The 15,989-nt window shown below is 73.7% G+C and carries 14 protein-coding genes and 1 pseudogene; 14 read left to right on the plus strand and 1 reads right to left on the minus strand.

From position 1 onward, the window contains the following. Nucleotides 1-116 precede the first annotated feature (116 nt). The 9 genes from AB0D49_RS05285 (at nt 117) to AB0D49_RS05325 (ending at nt 10,394) form a co-directional block, all read left to right on the plus strand. Nucleotides 117-329 carry a DUF397 domain-containing protein gene (locus AB0D49_RS05285; RefSeq protein ID WP_362751030.1) on the plus strand — a complete coding sequence of 71 codons (213 nt, stop codon included), beginning with the start codon at nt 117-119 and terminating at the stop codon, nt 327-329. 256 nt (nt 330-585) lie between these two features. Beyond that, nucleotides 586-1,905, plus strand: a complete 1,320-nt coding sequence (locus AB0D49_RS05290; protein ID WP_362751032.1) for a sugar ABC transporter substrate-binding protein — start codon at nt 586-588, stop codon at nt 1,903-1,905. A 53-nt stretch (nt 1,906-1,958) separates the two neighbouring features. Then, nucleotides 1,959-2,915 carry a sugar ABC transporter permease gene (locus AB0D49_RS05295; RefSeq protein WP_362752049.1) on the plus strand — a complete coding sequence of 319 codons (957 nt, stop codon included), beginning with the start codon at nt 1,959-1,961 and terminating at the stop codon, nt 2,913-2,915. A gap of 97 nt (nt 2,916-3,012) precedes the next feature. Then, entirely contained in the window at nt 3,013-3,852 is an 840-nt protein-coding gene (locus tag AB0D49_RS05300) for a carbohydrate ABC transporter permease (protein ID WP_362752052.1), read from the plus strand. Further along, nucleotides 3,849-5,258 (plus strand): GH1 family beta-glucosidase, encoded by a 1,410-nt coding sequence (locus tag AB0D49_RS05305; RefSeq protein ID WP_362751035.1) that lies wholly within the window; start codon nt 3,849-3,851, stop codon nt 5,256-5,258. The genes AB0D49_RS05300 and AB0D49_RS05305 overlap by 4 nt, the downstream gene beginning before the upstream one ends. A gap of 122 nt (nt 5,259-5,380) precedes the next feature. Then, nucleotides 5,381-5,911, plus strand: a complete 531-nt coding sequence (locus tag AB0D49_RS05310; protein ID WP_362751038.1) for a GNAT family N-acetyltransferase — start codon at nt 5,381-5,383, stop codon at nt 5,909-5,911. 7 nt (nt 5,912-5,918) lie between these two features. Further along, nucleotides 5,919-7,439 (plus strand): ABC transporter substrate-binding protein, encoded by a 1,521-nt coding sequence (locus AB0D49_RS05315; RefSeq protein WP_362751041.1) that lies wholly within the window; start codon nt 5,919-5,921, stop codon nt 7,437-7,439. Nucleotides 7,440-7,458: 19 nt separating this feature from the next. Next, on the plus strand, nt 7,459-9,192 hold the full coding sequence (locus AB0D49_RS05320) for an ABC transporter permease subunit (protein WP_362751044.1): 1,734 nt from the start codon (nt 7,459-7,461) through the stop codon (nt 9,190-9,192). Then, nucleotides 9,189-10,394, plus strand: coding sequence for an MFS transporter (locus AB0D49_RS05325; RefSeq protein ID WP_362751046.1), 1,206 nt, complete (start codon nt 9,189-9,191; stop codon nt 10,392-10,394). The genes AB0D49_RS05320 and AB0D49_RS05325 overlap by 4 nt, the downstream gene beginning before the upstream one ends. A gap of 140 nt (nt 10,395-10,534) precedes the next feature. Here the strand turns inward: AB0D49_RS05325 and AB0D49_RS05330 are convergent, their stop codons facing one another. Continuing rightward, a complete protein-coding gene (locus AB0D49_RS05330; protein WP_362751049.1) occupies nt 10,535-11,326 on the minus strand; it encodes a CDP-alcohol phosphatidyltransferase family protein in 792 nt (263 codons plus the stop codon). A 107-nt stretch (nt 11,327-11,433) separates the two neighbouring features. Between AB0D49_RS05330 and AB0D49_RS05335 the strand changes: the two genes are divergently transcribed. From AB0D49_RS05335 to AB0D49_RS05355, 5 genes and pseudogenes are all read left to right on the plus strand, one after another. Further along, on the plus strand, nt 11,434-12,417 hold the full coding sequence (locus tag AB0D49_RS05335) for a zinc-binding alcohol dehydrogenase (RefSeq protein ID WP_362751052.1): 984 nt from the start codon (nt 11,434-11,436) through the stop codon (nt 12,415-12,417). Between the two features lie 147 nt (nt 12,418-12,564). Next, nucleotides 12,565-12,963 (plus strand): 6-carboxytetrahydropterin synthase, encoded by a 399-nt coding sequence (locus tag AB0D49_RS05340; protein ID WP_362752055.1) that lies wholly within the window; start codon nt 12,565-12,567, stop codon nt 12,961-12,963. Beyond that, nucleotides 12,960-14,156 carry a glycosyltransferase family 4 protein gene (locus AB0D49_RS05345; RefSeq protein ID WP_362751055.1) on the plus strand — a complete coding sequence of 399 codons (1,197 nt, stop codon included), beginning with the start codon at nt 12,960-12,962 and terminating at the stop codon, nt 14,154-14,156. Before AB0D49_RS05340 ends, AB0D49_RS05345 begins: the two co-directional genes overlap by 4 nt. Beyond that, nucleotides 14,153-15,067, plus strand: coding sequence for a class I SAM-dependent methyltransferase (locus AB0D49_RS05350; protein WP_362751058.1), 915 nt, complete (start codon nt 14,153-14,155; stop codon nt 15,065-15,067). The genes AB0D49_RS05345 and AB0D49_RS05350 overlap by 4 nt, the downstream gene beginning before the upstream one ends. Continuing rightward, nucleotides 15,064-15,978 (plus strand): annotated as a pseudogene (locus AB0D49_RS05355) (lysylphosphatidylglycerol synthase transmembrane domain-containing protein); the annotation flags it as partial. The gene AB0D49_RS05350 and the pseudogene AB0D49_RS05355, both read left to right, overlap by 4 nt. Nucleotides 15,979-15,989 lie beyond the last annotated feature (11 nt).

Below are 15,989 nucleotides of genomic sequence, written 5' to 3' on the forward strand. Positions count from 1 at the left end.
GCAAGAACCCGCAGGGTCCCATTCTCAACCTGTCCGTCGGCGCGTTCGCCGGATTGGTGGCCCTGGCTCGCTCCGCTGAGCTGTAGGGCCGCACAGCTGCGAAAGGGCACTATGCGATGAACGCGAACAATTCACCCCCGCCGCAATGGGTCAAGTCCTCGTACAGCACGGACAACGGCGGGGCCTGCATCGAGTGGGCCCCCGGCCACGCGGCCACTTCCGGCGTGGTTCCCGTCCGGGACAGCAAGAACCCGCAGGGTCCCATTCTCAACCTGTCCGTCGGCGCGTTCGCCGGATTGGTGGCCCTGGCTCGCTCCGCTGAGCTGTAGGGCCGCACAGCCCTCCCGCCGATCCACCTGTACGACTCCGAGCCCCGCCGCTTTCCATCCTCCGGAACGGTGGGGCTCGGGCTTGCCCGCGCCCCTTTAGGTTCGTTGCCGCGCGCGCCCGGCGTTTCAGGAGTCCTGACCCCCACGCCCCCCCACAACCCCCCGTCCAATCCCTTGACGGCGTCGTCCTCACCGGTTTAACTCACGTTCTAAATTAAGCCATGATGACCCTCCTTCTGAAGGGACACCCCCGCTCATGCGCAGAATCCGAGCCGCGGCCATTGGCGCCGTCACCCTGTCACTCGCCCTCGCCGCCTCGGCCTGCGGGGGCGGGACCTCGACCGACGGTGGGGGGTCCGGCGGCTCCCCGAAGACGCTCACCTACTGGGCGTCGAACCAGGGCGCCAGCATCGAGGTCGACAAGGACGTGCTCCAGCCCGAGCTGGACAAGTTCGAGGAGCAGACCGGCATCAAGGTCGAGCTGGAGGTCGTCCCCTGGTCGGATCTGCTGAACCGCATCCTCACCGCCACCACCTCCGGCCAGGGCCCGGACGTGCTGAACATCGGCAACACCTGGAGCGCCTCGCTCCAGGCGACCGGCGCGCTGCTCCCCTGGGACCAGGCCGCGTTCGACACGATCGGCGGCAAGGACCGCTTCGTCGACTCCGCGCTCGGCTCCACCGGCGCCCAGGGCCAGGACCCCGCCGCCGTACCGCTGTACTCGATGGCGTACGCGCTCTACTACAACAAGCAGATGTTCGCGGACGCCGGGATCACCGAGCCGCCCGCCACCTGGGACCAGTTGATCGCCGACGGCCAGAAGCTCTCCGGGGACGGGAAGTGGGGTCTGGCCGTTGAAGGGTCCAACCCCTCCGAGAACATCCACCACGCCGTCGTGTTCGCGAAACAGCACGGCGCCGACTTCTTCACCGCCGACGGCACGCCCGACTTCACCTCCGACGCCGCCGTCACCGGCGTCAAGCAGTTCGTGGACCTGATGGCCAAGGACAAGATCGTGGCCCCCGGCAACGCGGAGTACGCGCAGAACCAGTCCATCAGCGACTTCGCCAAGGGCAAGACCGCCATGCTGCTCTGGCAGTCCGCGTCCGCCAACCTGAAGTCCCAGGGCATGAGCGAGGACGCCTACGGTGTCGCCCCCGTCCCCGTCCAGTCCGGCGCCCCCGGCACCGGCACCGGGGTCAACTCCATGGTCATGGGCATCAACCTGGCCGTCTTCAAGAACACCGACAACCTCGACGGCGCCACCGAGTTCGTGAAGTTCATGACCAGCGACGCCGAACAGAAGATCCTCAACCAGGCGTACAGCTCCATCCCGCCGGTCAAGGGCGCCCAGCAGGACACCGCCTTCACCACCGATGCCAACGCGGTCCTCAAGGACACCCTCGCCGGAAGTGCCGTCGCCGCGCCCCAGGTGCCCGACGAGTCCCAGTTCGAGACCGCCGTCGGCACCGCCGTCAAGGAGCTGTTCGCCGACGCCGCCGCCGGGCGCGCGGTGACCGAGGACTCCGTCAAGGCGGCGCTGGAGAAGGCCCAGCAGCAGATGCCGGCGAAGTGAGCACCGGCCCCGGGACCACCACCACCGCCTCGGCCGGGACCGGCGGACCCGCGGTGCGCCCGTCCCCGCCCGGGGCGCCGCCCCGCCCGCGCCGCCCCGGACGGCTCCGCCGCGTCTCCCTGCCGTACCTTCTGCTGCTGCCCGCGCTGCTGCTGGAACTGCTCGTCCATCTGGTGCCGATGGTCATCGGCATCGTGATGAGCTTCAAGGAACTCACCCAGTTCTACATCCGGGACTGGAGCACCGCCCCCTGGACCGCCCTCGGCAACTACTCGATGGCGGTGGACTTCGACGCCCCCGTCGGCGAGGCCCTGCTCCGCTCCTTCCTCACCACCGCCCTGTTCACCGTCCTCTCCGTCGGCCTGTGCTGGCTGATCGGCACCGCCGCCGCCGTCTGTATGCAGGACGCCTTCCGCGGCCGTGGCCTGCTGCGCGCCCTGTTCCTGGTGCCGTACGCGCTGCCCGTGTACGCCGCCGTCATCACCTGGGTGTTCATGTTCCAGCACGACAACGGCCTGGTGAACCATGTCCTGCACGACCAGCTCGGCATCACCGACCAGCCGTCCTTCTGGCTGATCGGCGACAACAGCTTCTACGCCCTGCTGACCGTGTCGGTGTGGAAGGGCTGGCCGTTCGCCTTCCTGATCGTGATGGCCGGACTCCAGAACATCCCCCGCGACCTGTACGAGGCCGCCGCCCTGGACGGCGCCGGGATGTGGCAGCAGATCCGCCGGATCACCCTGCCGTCGCTGCGCCCGGTCAACCAGGTGCTCGTCCTGGTGCTGTTCCTGTGGACGTTCAACGACTTCAACACGCCGTATGTGATGTTCGGCAAGTCCGCGCCCGAGGCCGCCGACCTGATCTCCGTCCACATCTACCAGGCGTCCTTCGTCACCTGGAACTTCGGCACCGGCTCCGCCATGTCCGTCCTGCTGCTGCTCTTCCTGCTGCTGGTGACCGGCGCCTACCTGTGGCTCACCTCGCGCGGACGGAGGACCGCCGATGTCTGACACCACCGTCCCCGAGCGCCCCCGGGGCGCCCTGCCCCCGCGTTCCCCGAAAGACACACCCCTGAGTTCCCCGAAAGACATACCCCCGCGCTCCCCGATGGCCCCGCCCCGCTCCTTCCTCTGGACCCGGCGGCTCTTCCTCACCCTCCTCACCGGCTTCGTCCTGCTGCCCGTCTACGTCATGGTCTCCAGCTCGCTCAAGCCGCTCGCCGATGTCACCGGAGAGTTCCGCTGGCTGCCCAGCGGCCTCACCGTCCGCCCGTACATCGACATCTGGTCCACCGTGCCGCTCGCGCGGTACTTCCTGAACTCGCTGATCGTGGCGGGCGCGGCCACCGTCTGCTCGGTGGTCATCGCGGTGTTCGCCGCCTACGCCGTCAGCCGCCACCGCTTCCGCGGCAAGCGGGTCTTCACGGTCACCGTGCTGTCCACCCAGATGTTCCCCGGCATCCTCTTCCTGCTGCCGCTCTTCCTGATCTACGTCAACATCGGCAACGCCACCGGCATCGCCCTGTTCGGCTCGCGCGGCGGACTGATCCTCACCTACCTCACCTTCTCGCTGCCGTTCTCGATCTGGATGCTCATCGGGTACTTCGACTCGGTGCCCCGCGATCTGGACGAGGCCGCCCTGGTCGACGGCTGCGGACCGCTCGGCGCGCTGTTCCGGGTCGTCGTCCCGGCCGCCGTGCCCGGCATCGTCGCGGTCGCCGTGTACGCCTTCATGACCGCCTGGGGCGAAGTGCTGTTCGCCTCGGTCATGACCAACGACACCACCCGCACCCTGGCCGTCGGCCTCCAGGGCTACTCCACCCTCAACGACGTGTACTGGAACCAGATCATGGCCGCGTCGCTGGTGGTGAGCGTGCCCGTGGTCGCCGGATTCCTGCTCCTCCAGCGCTATCTCGTCACCGGTCTGACGGCGGGCGCCGTCAAGTGACCGGCACTCCCGCCCACCCCGAAAGGACTCCCGTGCCGGAACGTTTCGACCGTATCGACCTCGCCGCACTCCCCGACGACTTCCTCTGGGGCACGGCCACCTCGGCGTACCAGATCGAGGGCGCCGTGGCCGAGGACGGCAGGTCGCCGTCGATCTGGGACACCTTCTCGCACACTCCCGGGAACATCGACAACGACGACCACGGGGACATCGCCTGCGACCACTACCACCGCACCGCCGAGGACATCGCCCTGATGCGGCGGCTCGGCACCGACGCCTACCGGCTGTCCATCGCCTGGCCCCGGGTCCTGCCCGGCGGCGACGGCCCGGTCAACGCCCGGGGACTCGACTTCTACGACCGGCTCATCGACGCGCTGCTCGCCGCCGGGATCACCCCGTCCGTCACCCTCTACCACTGGGACCTGCCCCAGGTGCTCCAGGACCGCGGCGGCTGGCCCGAGCGCGCCACCGCCGAGCACTTCGCCGCGTACGCCGCCGTCGTCGCCGAGCGGCTCGGCGACCGGGTCACCCACTGGACCACCCTCAACGAACCCCTCTGCTCCGCCTGGATCGGCCACCTCGAAGGCACCATGGCGCCCGGCTGGCGCGACCTCACCGCCGCCGTCCGCGCCTCCTTCCACCTGCTCCTCGGCCACGGCCTCGCCGCCCAGGCGATCCGCGCCGCCGTGCCCGGCGCCCAGGTCGGCATCGTCAACAACCTCTCCACCGTGCGCCCCGCCTCCGACCGGCCCGAGGACCTCGCCGCCGCCCACCGGATGGACGGCCACACCAACCGCTGGTGGCTCGACCCGGTGTTCGGCCGCGGCTTCCCCGCCGACATGCGGTCGCTGTACGGCGTCGACCTGCCCGAGCGCCCCGGCGACCTCACGACCATCGCCCAGCCGCTGGACTGGCTGGGCCTGAACTACTACTTCCCGGCCACCGTCGCCGACGCCTCCGACGCCCCCGTCCCGTACGTCCACAGCGTCCGCCGGGGCGGGGTCCCGCGCACCGGCATGGACTGGGAGGTCGACGCGGGCGGCATCGAGTCCCTGCTGCTCCGGCTCACCGAGGAGTACGCCCCGCGCAAGCTCTACGTCACCGAGAACGGCTCGTCCTACCCGGACGTGATCCGCCCCGACGGCACCATCGACGACCCCGAGCGCCAGGACTACCTGGTCCAGCATCTCGCCGCCTGCGCCTCCGCCGCCCGCAAGGGCGCCCCGCTGGCCGGTTACTTCGCCTGGTCGCTGCTCGACAACTTCGAATGGGCCTACGGCTACGACAAGCGCTTCGGCCTGGTCCATGTCGACTACGCCACCCAGCGGCGGACCATCAAGGGCTCCGGACACCGGTACGCGGACATCATCCGACGGCACCGGGGGAGGGCGGCGGAGGCCGCGTGACGACCTCCGGTCGGGTCCCGGAAACCGGCTCCAGTCCGCCACGGGAGCCGGCTACCCCGCTGCGAGATACCCCACACCACACCCCTGATCAGCCACTTTTACCTCTTGCGTACTATGTGCAGGTGCGTAAGTTCAGTATCAGGACGGCGGAGCCGCAGGACGTGGACGGAGCCCGAGCCGTCATGCTCGACACCGTCTACCGCGACTTCGGCTCCGGCTATGTGCCCCGGTGGCACGCCGACATCGTCGACCCGGCCGCCGCCTACCTCACCCCCGTCCGGCACACCCTCCTCGTCGCCCACGACGGCGACGGCCAGGTGATCGCCACCGGGGCACTGGACTCCCGCGGCCCCCTGCACCCGCCCAACCCGGCACACCTCGCCGCGCGCTACCCGTCCGGGCCGACCGCGCAACTGCGCCGGATCTACGTCCGCCCCGGGCACCGGCGGCGCGGCATCGCCCGGCTGCTGGTGACCGGGCTGCTCGCGTTCGCCGACGACCACGCCTACCGGGCCGTGTATCTGCACACCGACCCGGCCGTCCCCGGCGCCGAAGCGTTCTGGCGCTCGCTCGGCAAGGTCGTGCACGACGAGCGGGACGACCCCGGCGGCGGACAGGGCATCATCCACTTCGAGATACCGATGGGCCGGTAGTACCTCCATGCGTTCCCCTTTCCCCCGGCGGCGCACCCGCCTGCTCGCCCCGCTGCTGCTCACCCCCCTGCTGGCGGGCTGCTTCGCCACCGGCCCCGGCGGAGAGAGCGGAGAGAAGGGCGAGAACGGCGCCGGGGACGGCTCCCGGCTCCGCGTCGCCCTCGCCTTCCCGCCCGCCGAACAGCTCTCCCCGTACGGCGCCGACGCCACCATCCTCAGCAGGCTCGGTGTCACCGAGGGCCTGACCGCGCTCGACGCCGACGGCACCGCCGTCCCCGCGCTGGCCCGGTCCTGGACCCAGCCGGACGACCGCACCTGGGAGTTCACCCTGCGGGACGACGCCGTCTTCCAGGACGGCGGCGAGGTCACCCCGGCCGCCGTCGCCACCGCGCTGGGCCACGCCGCCGGGGCGAGGCCGCAGCCCGCCGCCCTGACCGGCGTCACCCTCACCGCCAAGGCGGCGGGGGAGCGGACGGTACGGATCATCACCGGCGCCCCCGACCCCGTCCTGCCGCTGCGGCTGGCCAGCCCCAACCTCGGCATCCTCTCCGGCGCCGCCTACCAGGGCGACCGCGTCGACCCGGTCGGCACCGCCACCGGCCCCTTCGAGCTGACCGAGGTGTCCGGCGCCACCTCCGCCACCCTGGAGCGCAACGACGACCACTGGGACGGGCGCGCGCAGGCCCCCGGCATCGACGTCCGCTTCATCGCCGACGGCACCGCCCGCGCCGCCGCCCTGCGCACCGGGCAGGTCGACATCGCCGAGGCGGTCCCGGTCGCCCAGGCCGCCACCCTGGACCCGGAGACGGTCCGTGAGACCGCCACCACCCGCACCACCAACCTGCTCCTCAACAGCGACAAGGGCGTCTTCCGCGACCCGGCCCTGCGGGCCGCCGCCCGTGCCGCCGTGGACACCGGCGCCCTCGCGGACGGGGTGTACGAGGGCCACGCCGACCCCGGCGCCGGGATCTACGGGCCCGCCGTCAGCTGGGCCGAGGAGCGGCGCCGGGAGCCCGTCGGACGGGCCGCCGCCAAGGACCCGGACGGCACGGCGATCACCCTCGCCACCTACGACAACCGGCCCGAGCTGCCCGAGGTCGCCCAGGTGCTGAAGCAGCAGCTGGAGCGCGCCGGGTTCGAGGTCACCCTCGACGTGCGCGAGTACTCACGGATCGAGAGCGACGCCCTCGCCGGGACGTTCGACGCGTTCGTGCTGGCCCGCAACAGCCTCGTCGACACCGGCGACCCGGTCGCGATCCTCGCCTCCGACTACTCCTGCGACGGCGGCTACAACCTCGCCCTGCTCTGCGACCCGTCCGTCGACCGGGCCATCGCCGACGCCGAGGGCATCGCCGACACCGAGCGGCGCCGGGACGCCACGATGACCGCCGAGGCCCGGCTCCTGGGCACCGACGCCGTGATCCCCCTGGTCCACCAGCGGATCATCACCGGCGTCGGCACCGAGGTGCGCGAGGTGCTCCTCGACCCCTACGAGCGCACCCTCGTCACCACCGCCACCCACCGCTGACCGGACACACAGGCACAGGATGAGACGTACCGTCGGCGCGCTGCTGTGGCGTGCCGGGCTCGCCGCGCTGCTGCTCGCCCTGGTCGGGCTGCTGCCCTGGCTGGCGCACACCGACCCGGCGCGCACGGTGCTCAAGGCGCGCTCCGCCGACCGCGACCCCACCCCCGAGGTGCTCGCCGCGATCCGCGCGGAGCTGGGCCTCGACCAGGGCCCGCTGCGGCTGCTCGGCGACTGGCTCGCCGGGCTGCCGCGCGGCGACGCCGGACGGTCCTGGATCTCCGGCGCCGAGGTGACCCCGGCCGTCCTCCAGGCGCTCGGCGTCTCCCTGCTGCTGACCGCCGTCGCCCTCGCCGTCGCCGCCGTCACCGCCGCCCTGGTCTGCGCCCGCACCCTGCGCCGCGGGGGCCGGGCCAGGCCGGGCGGCGGTGGATCGGCCGTGCTCGCCGCGCTCCCCGAGTTCCTCACCGCGTCCGTGCTGGCCACCGTCGTCGGCGTCCAGCTCGGCTGGCTCCCCGCCCTCGGCTGGTACGGCCCCCAGTACACGCTGCTGCCCGGCCTCGCCCTCGGGCTGCCCGCCGGGGCCGTCCTCGGCCGACTGCTGGACGATCTGCTGCCCGGCGCCTTCGCCGAACCCTGGGCGCGGGCCGCCGCCGCCCGGGGCATACCCGCGCGGCGCATCGCCCGTCAGGCGGTCCGCCGCACCCTGCCCGCGCTGCTGCCCAACGCCGGGCTCTTCGTGGTCGGCCTCACCGGCGGAGCGGTCGCCGTGGAGCAGATCTTCGACATCCCCGGACTCGGCCGCACCACCCTCCAGGCGGCCCTGGCCCAGGATCTCCCGGTGCTCCAGGCCGGGACCCTCGCCCTCGTCCTGCTCGCCGCCACCGCCACCGGCGCCGCCCATCTGCTGGCCAGGCTGCTGATCGGGCCCGCCCTCACCGACGGGGCCCTGCCCTCCCTGCACCGTCCGACGCCCCCCGCCCGGGGCGTCCTGCCGCTCGTCCTCGCCGGGCTCCTCGTCACCGTCGTCACCGCCGGACTGCCCCGCGACCCGCTCGCCCTCGACACCGCGCGGCGCCTCGAACCCCCCTCCTGGTCGCACCCGTTCGGCACCGACGCCCTCGGCCGCGATCTCCTCGCCCGCGTCGGACACGGGGCCCTCGACACCCTGACCCTCGCCCTCGCCCTCACCGCCTTCTCCCTGCTCACCGGCGTGGCCCTCGGACTGCTGCCCCGGCTGTCCGGCCCGATCGCCGACACCGTCAACGCCGTCCCGCCCGTGCTCGGCGCGCTCCTGGTCACCGCGCTCGCCGGACGCGGCCCCGGCACCCCCGCCCTCGCCGTGGCCGCCGTCGCCTGGGCCCCGCTCGCCGCCCACACCTCCGCGCTGCTCGCCCAGGAACGCGCATCCCTGCACATCACCGCGACCCGCGCCCTGGGCGCCTCCCCCTGGTACCTCCTGCGGCACGAACTGCTCCCGGCGATCCTCCCGCCGGTCACCCGGCACGCCCTGCTGCGGCTGCCCGGCATCGCCCTCACCCTCGCCTCCCTCGCCTTCCTCGGCCTCGGCGCCCAGCCGCCGGACCCCGAGTGGGGGCTGCTGCTCGCCGAGAACCAGCCCTACGCCGAACGCGCCCCCTGGGCCGTCCTCGCCCCCGCCGCCGTCCTCGCCCTCCTCGGCGCCCTCGCGGTCAGCGCGGCGGGCGGAGTACGCCTGCCCCGACGCCGGGCACGGCGGAAACCGGCCGCGCGGTGAGCCGTAGGCCCGTACGTGCCCCGCTCACGCCACTACTGCGGCTGCTGATCCTCACCCAGCTCGCCTTCAACATCGGCTTCTTCGCCGTGCTGCCCTTCCTCGCCCAGCACCTGGGCGGCGCCGTCGGGATGGCGGGCTGGCTGGTCGGGTTCGTGCTCGGGCTGCGCACCTTCAGCCAGCAGGGCCTGTTCGTGGTCGGCGGGGCGCTGGCCGACCGGTACGGGACACGGCCCGTGGTGCTCACCGGGTGCGCGCTGCGGATCGCCGGGTTCGGCTGGCTGGGGTGGGCCGAGGCGACCGGCGCGGTGATCGGGGCGGTGCTGCTCATCGGGTTCGCCGCCGCGCTGTTCTCCCCGGCCGTGGAGTCCGAGACCGCCCGGCAGGCGGTGCTGTGGGAGCGGGCCGGGCACGGCAGCCGGACCCGGGTGCTCGCGCTGTTCACCGTCGCCGGACAGGCGGGCGCGTTCGTCGGACCGCTGCTGGGCGCGCTGCTGCTCGCGGTCGACTTCCGGACCGTCTGCCTCGCCGGGGCCGGGGTGTTCGTGCTGGTGCTGGCCGGACACGCGTGGCTGCTCCCGCAGCGCGTCCCCGGCCGCGAGCCCGTCCGCTTCCGGGGCGGGGCGGGACTCCTGCTGCGCGACCGCCGCTTCCTCGCCCTGTGCTGCGCCTACGGCGCCTACCTCCTCGCCTACAACCAGCTCTATCTGGCGCTGCCCGCCGAGGTGGCGCGGGCCACCGGCTCCCAGCGGGCACTGGCCTGGCTGTTCGCACTGTCCTCGCTGCTGGTGGTGGCCGCCCAGCTGCCGGTGACCCACCGGGTGGGGGAGCGGCTCGCGCCGCGTACGGCGATGGCGGCGGGGCTGGCGCTGATCGCGGCCGGGTGCGCGGTGGTCGCGGTGACCGCGCCCGCCGGGTGGACCGGGGCGGCGGGGCTGCTGCCCGGCGCCGGGTTCGTGGTCCTGCTCACCCTGGGCCAGATGCTGGTCGCACCGGCCGCCCGGGGCTGGGTCCCCGACCTCGCCGAGGAGGGACGGCTGGGGCTCTACACCGGGGCGCTGTCGTCGGTGTCCGGGCTGATCGTGCTGGCGGGAAGCGCGGCCACCGGGCTGCTGCTGGACGCCGGGCTGCCGGTGGCGGTGCCGTGGCTGGCCCTGGCGGCGGTCCCCCTCGGGGCGGTGCTGCTGCTGCCGCGGCGGGGGTGACTCACGTACGCGGGTGGGGTGTGGGAGTCGGCCGAGACGCCTCCGGCAGGAGGGCCATGACCGTCAGGAGGGCTTGACCGTGGTCCCTCCGGCAGGAGGGCCATGACCGGCAGGAGGGCCATGACCGTGGTGACGGACCCTCAGCCCGCCACCGGCTCCAGCACCACCCGCTCCCCGTCCACCACCGTCCGCACCGCAACCTCCGTCACCCGGGGCACGGGTCGGGACGTCCGCCACAGCCAGCGCACGTCCCGGCCGAACGACCACACCAGCAGGGCCAGGGCCAGGGCGGCGACCCCCGCGTTCGCCGCCCACGGCAGGAGCTGCGCGCCCGCGGCGAGCAGCAGCACCCCTTGCAGCGCGGCCACCGTCTTGCGGGCCGTGCTCGGCGGCAGCGGCGCGGTCAGCCACGGCCACAGCCGGGCGGCGGCCACGAACCCGTACCGCATCCCGCCGATCAGCAGCACCCACGGGCCCAGCGACATCGAGACATACACACTCAGCACCAGGATCAGGAACGCGTCGACCTCCATGTCGAAGCGGGCGCCCAGCGCCGACGAGGTGCCGGTCCGGCGGGCCACCTTGCCGTCGACGCCGTCCAGGAGCAGCGCGACCGCCGTGAGCGCGACGAACAGCGTGACCGGCGGCGTGGACCGGAAGGAGTCGGCGACCAGCGCGGTCACCCCGCCGACCAGGACGGCCCGGCCCAGCGTGACCCGGTTGGCCGGACCGAAGCAGCTCGGCCGGGCGCGGCGCAGGGCGGCGGACAGCAGCGTCCACAGCGCCAGCGCGAAGACCAGCCCGCTCAGCCAGCCCACCGGACCCAGTCCGATCTCCGTGCCGAGCAGGGCCAGCAGCACCAGCTGCGCCCCCGCGCCGACGGCGGGTTCCTGGAGAACCGGCCTCGCTCCATGGGTGTTGTTCAGGGCCACCGCGCATCCTCCGGCCGTGTGACAGAGTCGTCCGTCGCCGCGTACTGTGCGCGGCCTGTGCACACCTCGGTACGTGGACAGCTTCCCGATCGTTCAGGGGGACACGGATGAACCGCTCCGCTCAGGCGTTCTGGCTCGCCCGGCCGGGTGAGGGCGAGATCCGTCCCGTCACCCTCGCGGAACCGCAGGTCGGGGAGGTGGTCGTACGCGCCCTGTACTCCGGTGTCAGCCGCGGCACCGAGACCCTGGTCTTCCGCGGCGGTGTCCCCGAGAGCCAGCACACCACCATGCGCGCCCCCTTCCAGGAGGGCGACTTCCCCGCCCCGGTCAAGTACGGCTATCTCAGCGTCGGCACGGTCGAGGAGGGCCCCGACACCCTCGTCGGCCGGACCGTCTTCTGCCTCTACCCGCACCAGACGCGGTACGTCGTCCCGGCCGCCGCCGTCACCCCGGTGCCCAAGTCGGTGCCCGCCGCGCGGGCCGTGCTCGCCGGGACCGTGGAGACCGCCGTGAACGCCCTGTGGGACGCGGCCCCGCTGATCGGCGACCGGATCACGGTGATCGGCGGCGGCATGGTCGGCTGCTCGGTCGCCGCCCTCCTGGCCCGCTTCCCCGGCGTCCGGGTCCAGCTCGTCGACGCCGACCCGGCGCGCGCCGCGACCGCCGCCGCGCTCGGCGTGGACTTCGCCGCCCCCGAGGACGCCCTCGGCGACCGCGATCTCGTCGTGCACGCCAGCGCCACCGAGGCCGGACTGACCCGCGCCCTGGAACTCCTCACCCCCGAGGGCACGGTCCTCGAACTGAGCTGGTACGGCGACCGGCGGATCGCGCTGCCGCTCGGCGAGGCGTTCCACTCCCGCCGCCTGGTCCTGCGCGGCAGCCAGGTCGGCACGGTCTCCCCGGCCCGCCGCGCCAGCCGGAGCTACGCCGACCGGCTCGCCCTCGCCCTCGATCTGCTCACCGATCCGGCGCTCGACGCACTGATCACCGGGGAGTGCGCGTTCGCCGAACTCCCCGTGGTCATGCCGCTGCTGGCGTCCGGCCGGCTCCCCGCCCTGTGCCACCGCGTCCGCCACCCGGAAGCGCCCTGACCGGCCCGTGCGCCCTTGACGGGACCGGGCTGACCTGAGAAAAGACCCGCACGGCGGTGAACGGGTGGGGGAGTACGGCCGTATTACCCGGTATCCGATGGCCCGGTGTCCACCGCCGAGTGCCTGCCGCACCAGGAGGGTCGCCCGTTGTTCAGTGTCACCGTCCGCGATCACATCATGATCGCCCACAGTTTCCACGGCGAGGTGTTCGGCCCGGCGCAGCGTCTGCACGGGGCGACCTTCCTGGTGGACGCCACGTTCCGGCGGGAACAGCTGGACGACGACAACATCGTCGTCGACATGGGTCTTGCCGCCACGGAACTCGGTGCCGTCGTCGGCGGGCTGAACTACCGCAACCTCGACGACGAACCCGACTTCGCGGGCGTCAACACCTCCACCGAGTATCTGGCCAAGGTGATCGCCGACCGGCTCGCCGACCGTGTCCACCAGGGCGCGCTGGGCCCCGGGGCGCACGGCCTGACCGGTATCTCGGTCACCCTGCACGAGTCGCATGTCGCCTGGGCGAGCTACGAGCGTGCCCTGTGACCGACCTGACGACCACCACCGCCCCCGCACCGGCCCCCCAGCGGCTGGCCTTCGTCCCCGCACCGGCCGCCCCCCGCAACGGCGAGATCATCCCCATGTCCCTGCGCTCCGTGCACTTCGTGATGCCGGACGGCGTCGACGACCCGGCCACCCCGAGCGGCGGCAACGCCTACGACCGCCGGATCTGCCTCGACCTGCCCGGCTTCGGCTGGCAGGTGCACCGCCACCTCGCCGCCGGTTCCTGGCCACGCCCCGCACCCGCCGACCGCGCCGCCCTCGCCCGCCATCTCGCCGACCTGCCCGACGGAGCGGTCGTCCTGCTCGACGGACTGGTCGCCTGCGGTGTCCCCGAGGTGGTGCTCCCCGAGGCGGCCCGGCTGCGCCTCGCCGTACTGGTCCACCTCCCGCTCGGCGACGAGAAGGGCCTCACCCACGAGGTGGCCGCCGACCTCGACCGCCGCGAACGCACCCTGCTGCGCGGGGTACCCGCGGTGATCGCCACCAGCGACTGGGCCGCCCGGCGGCTCGTCGCCCACCACGGACTCGCCCCCGACCGGGTCCATGTCGCCACCCCCGGCGCCGACATCGCCCCGCTCGCCTCCGGCACCGACGGCGTCTCCCGCCTCCTGTGTGTGGCCGCGGTGACCCCCCGCAAGGGCCAGCACCGGCTGGTGGAGGCGCTGGCCCGGGTCGCCGAACTCCCCTGGAGCTGTGTCTGTGTGGGCGCCCTCACCCAGGACCCCGGCTACGTCGACGACCTGCGCGCCCGCATCGCCCGGCACGGCCTCACCGACCGCATCGACCTCACCGGCCCCCGCACCGGCGCCGCCCTCGACGCCAGCTACGCCACGGCCGACCTGATGGTCCTCACCTCGTACGCCGAGACGTACGGCATGGCCGTCACGGAGGCGCTCGCGCGCGGTATCCCGGTGCTCGCCACCGATGTCGGCGGCCTCCCGGAGGCGGTCGGGCGGGCGCCTGACGGCGGGGTCCCCGGCATCCTCGTCCCCCCGGAGGACCCGGCCGCGCTCGCCGCCGAACTGCGCGGCTGGTTCGGCGAGGCGGACGTCCGCCGCCGCCTCAAGGCCGCCGCCCGGGGCCGCCGGGCCGCCCTCGACGGCTGGGCGTCCACCGCCAAGTCCCTGGCGGGCGTCCTGAGCCGGCTCCCCGGCGACTCCTGGAGGGCGGCATGACCGACACCACCACCGGACGGCCCCTGCCCGGCGCGGGCCCCGGCGAACGCGCCACCGTACGGCTCCGCGACACCGACCCCGACGACCCCCCGCGCTACGCCCCCGAGTGGCTGGAGCTGCGTGAGCCCGCCGACGCGGCGGCCCGCGCGGCGGACCTGCTGGACCCGCTGCGGGTCCGGCTCGCCAACCGCCCCGGCCGCGGCACCGGTACGGTCATCCACGACCTGGGCTGCGGCACCGGCTCCATGGCCCGCTGGCTCGCGCCCCGGCTGGACGGCCCCCAGCACTGGGTCCTGCACGACCGCGACCCCTACCTCCTGCACTTCGCCGCCGCCGGTGCGCCCCGCTCGGCCGCCGACAGCAGCCGGGTCACCGTCGAGACCCGCCGGGGAGACATCTCCCGGCTGACCCCGGACGCCCTGTCCGGCGCGTCCCTGGTGACCGCTTCGGCCCTGCTGGACGTCCTCACCGCCGACGACCTCGACACCCTCGCCGCGGCCTGCGCGGGCGCCGGCTGCCCGGCCCTGCTCACCCTCTCGGTCGCCGGGAGCGTCGACCTCACCCCCTCCCACCCCCTGGACCACGACCTCACCGCCGCCTTCAACGCCCACCAGCGCCGCGCCGGTCTGCTCGGCCCCGACGCCATCGCCCAGGCCGCCGCCGCCTTCGCCGAGCGCGGCGTCACGGTCCACACCCGCCCCAGCCCCTGGCACCTGGGCCCGTCCCACCCCGACCTGACGGCCCAGTGGCTCCAGGGCTGGGTGGCGGCGGCCATAGACCAACACCCACCCCTGAAACCCCAGGCGACCACGTACCTGGAAACCCGCCTGACCCAACTGACCACGTCCACCCTGAAAGCCACGATCCACCACACAGACCTCCTGGCCTTCCCCAGGGACATCACGTCATGACACCCCCCACCCCTCAGGGGCGCGGGGAACCGCGCACAGAGCCCCAGCCGACCCGCACCTCCCAGGGGCGCGGGGAACCGCGCACAGCACTTCAACCCACCCGCACCGGAAAGAAACACCTCACAAAACACCTAGGTACAGCCGCCGGCACGGCCATCCTCACCCTCCTGGCCATCCGCCTAGGAACCGGCGCCTTCACCGACGGAGTCCACCGCATCACCCTCCCCGCCCTCACCACCGCCCTCACGATCGGCGCCGTCACCACCCTCCTGTGCGCCTACCGCTGGCGTCTCGTCGCCCGCGCCCTCACCCTCCACCTCCCCCTCGCCCCCGCCGTGGCCGACTACTACCGCGCCCTGTTCCTCAACGCGGCCCTCCCCGGCGGCGTCCTCGGCGACGTCGACCGCGCCGTCCGCCACGGCCGCACCGAGGGCGACCTCGCCCGCGGCATCCGCTCCGTCGTCCTGGAACGCACCGCCGGTCAACTCGCCCTCGCCGTCACCGGCACCGCCGTACTCGTCACCCTCCCGTCCCCCGTCCAGCAGCAGGCCCGCCCGCTCGCCCTCGTGCTGCTGACCGCCGCCGCCGGTACCGCCGCCGTCCTGGCCGCCCTCCGCATGAGCCGCCCCCGCCCCGCGCCCACCCGGCGCCCCTGGCTCACCGAGGCCCGCACCGCCCTGCTCTCCCGCCGCAACGGCCCCGGCGTGGCGGTGTCGTCCGTGCTCGTCCTGGCGGGCCATCTCGCCCTGTTCGTCGTCGCGGCCCGGGTCGCCGGGGTCACCGCCCCCGTCCTGACCCTGCTCCCGCTGGCGACGCTCGCCCTGCTCGCGATGAGCGTGCCGCTGAACGTCGGCGGCTGGGGCCCCCGCGAGGGCGTCACCGCGTGGGCGTTCTCCGCGGCGGGCCTCGGCGCGGGCAGCGG

The organism is Streptomyces sp. NPDC048290, from assembly GCF_040652095.1.
Taxonomy (GTDB): Bacteria; Actinomycetota; Actinomycetes; order Streptomycetales; family Streptomycetaceae; genus Streptomyces.

Coding starts and splice junctions, on each gene's coding strand:
- AB0D49_RS05285 (WP_362751030.1), top strand. CDS start 117: ATGAACGCGAACAATTCACCCCCGCCGCAATGGGTCAAGTCCTCGTAC.
- AB0D49_RS05290 (WP_362751032.1), top strand. CDS start 586: ATGCGCAGAATCCGAGCCGCGGCCATTGGCGCCGTCACCCTGTCACTC.
- AB0D49_RS05300 (WP_362752052.1), top strand. CDS start 3,013: ATGGCCCCGCCCCGCTCCTTCCTCTGGACCCGGCGGCTCTTCCTCACC.
- AB0D49_RS05315 (WP_362751041.1), top strand. CDS start 5,919: ATGCGTTCCCCTTTCCCCCGGCGGCGCACCCGCCTGCTCGCCCCGCTG.
- AB0D49_RS05320 (WP_362751044.1), top strand. CDS start 7,459: ATGAGACGTACCGTCGGCGCGCTGCTGTGGCGTGCCGGGCTCGCCGCG.
- AB0D49_RS05335 (WP_362751052.1), top strand. CDS start 11,434: ATGAACCGCTCCGCTCAGGCGTTCTGGCTCGCCCGGCCGGGTGAGGGC.
- AB0D49_RS05350 (WP_362751058.1), top strand. CDS start 14,153: ATGACCGACACCACCACCGGACGGCCCCTGCCCGGCGCGGGCCCCGGC.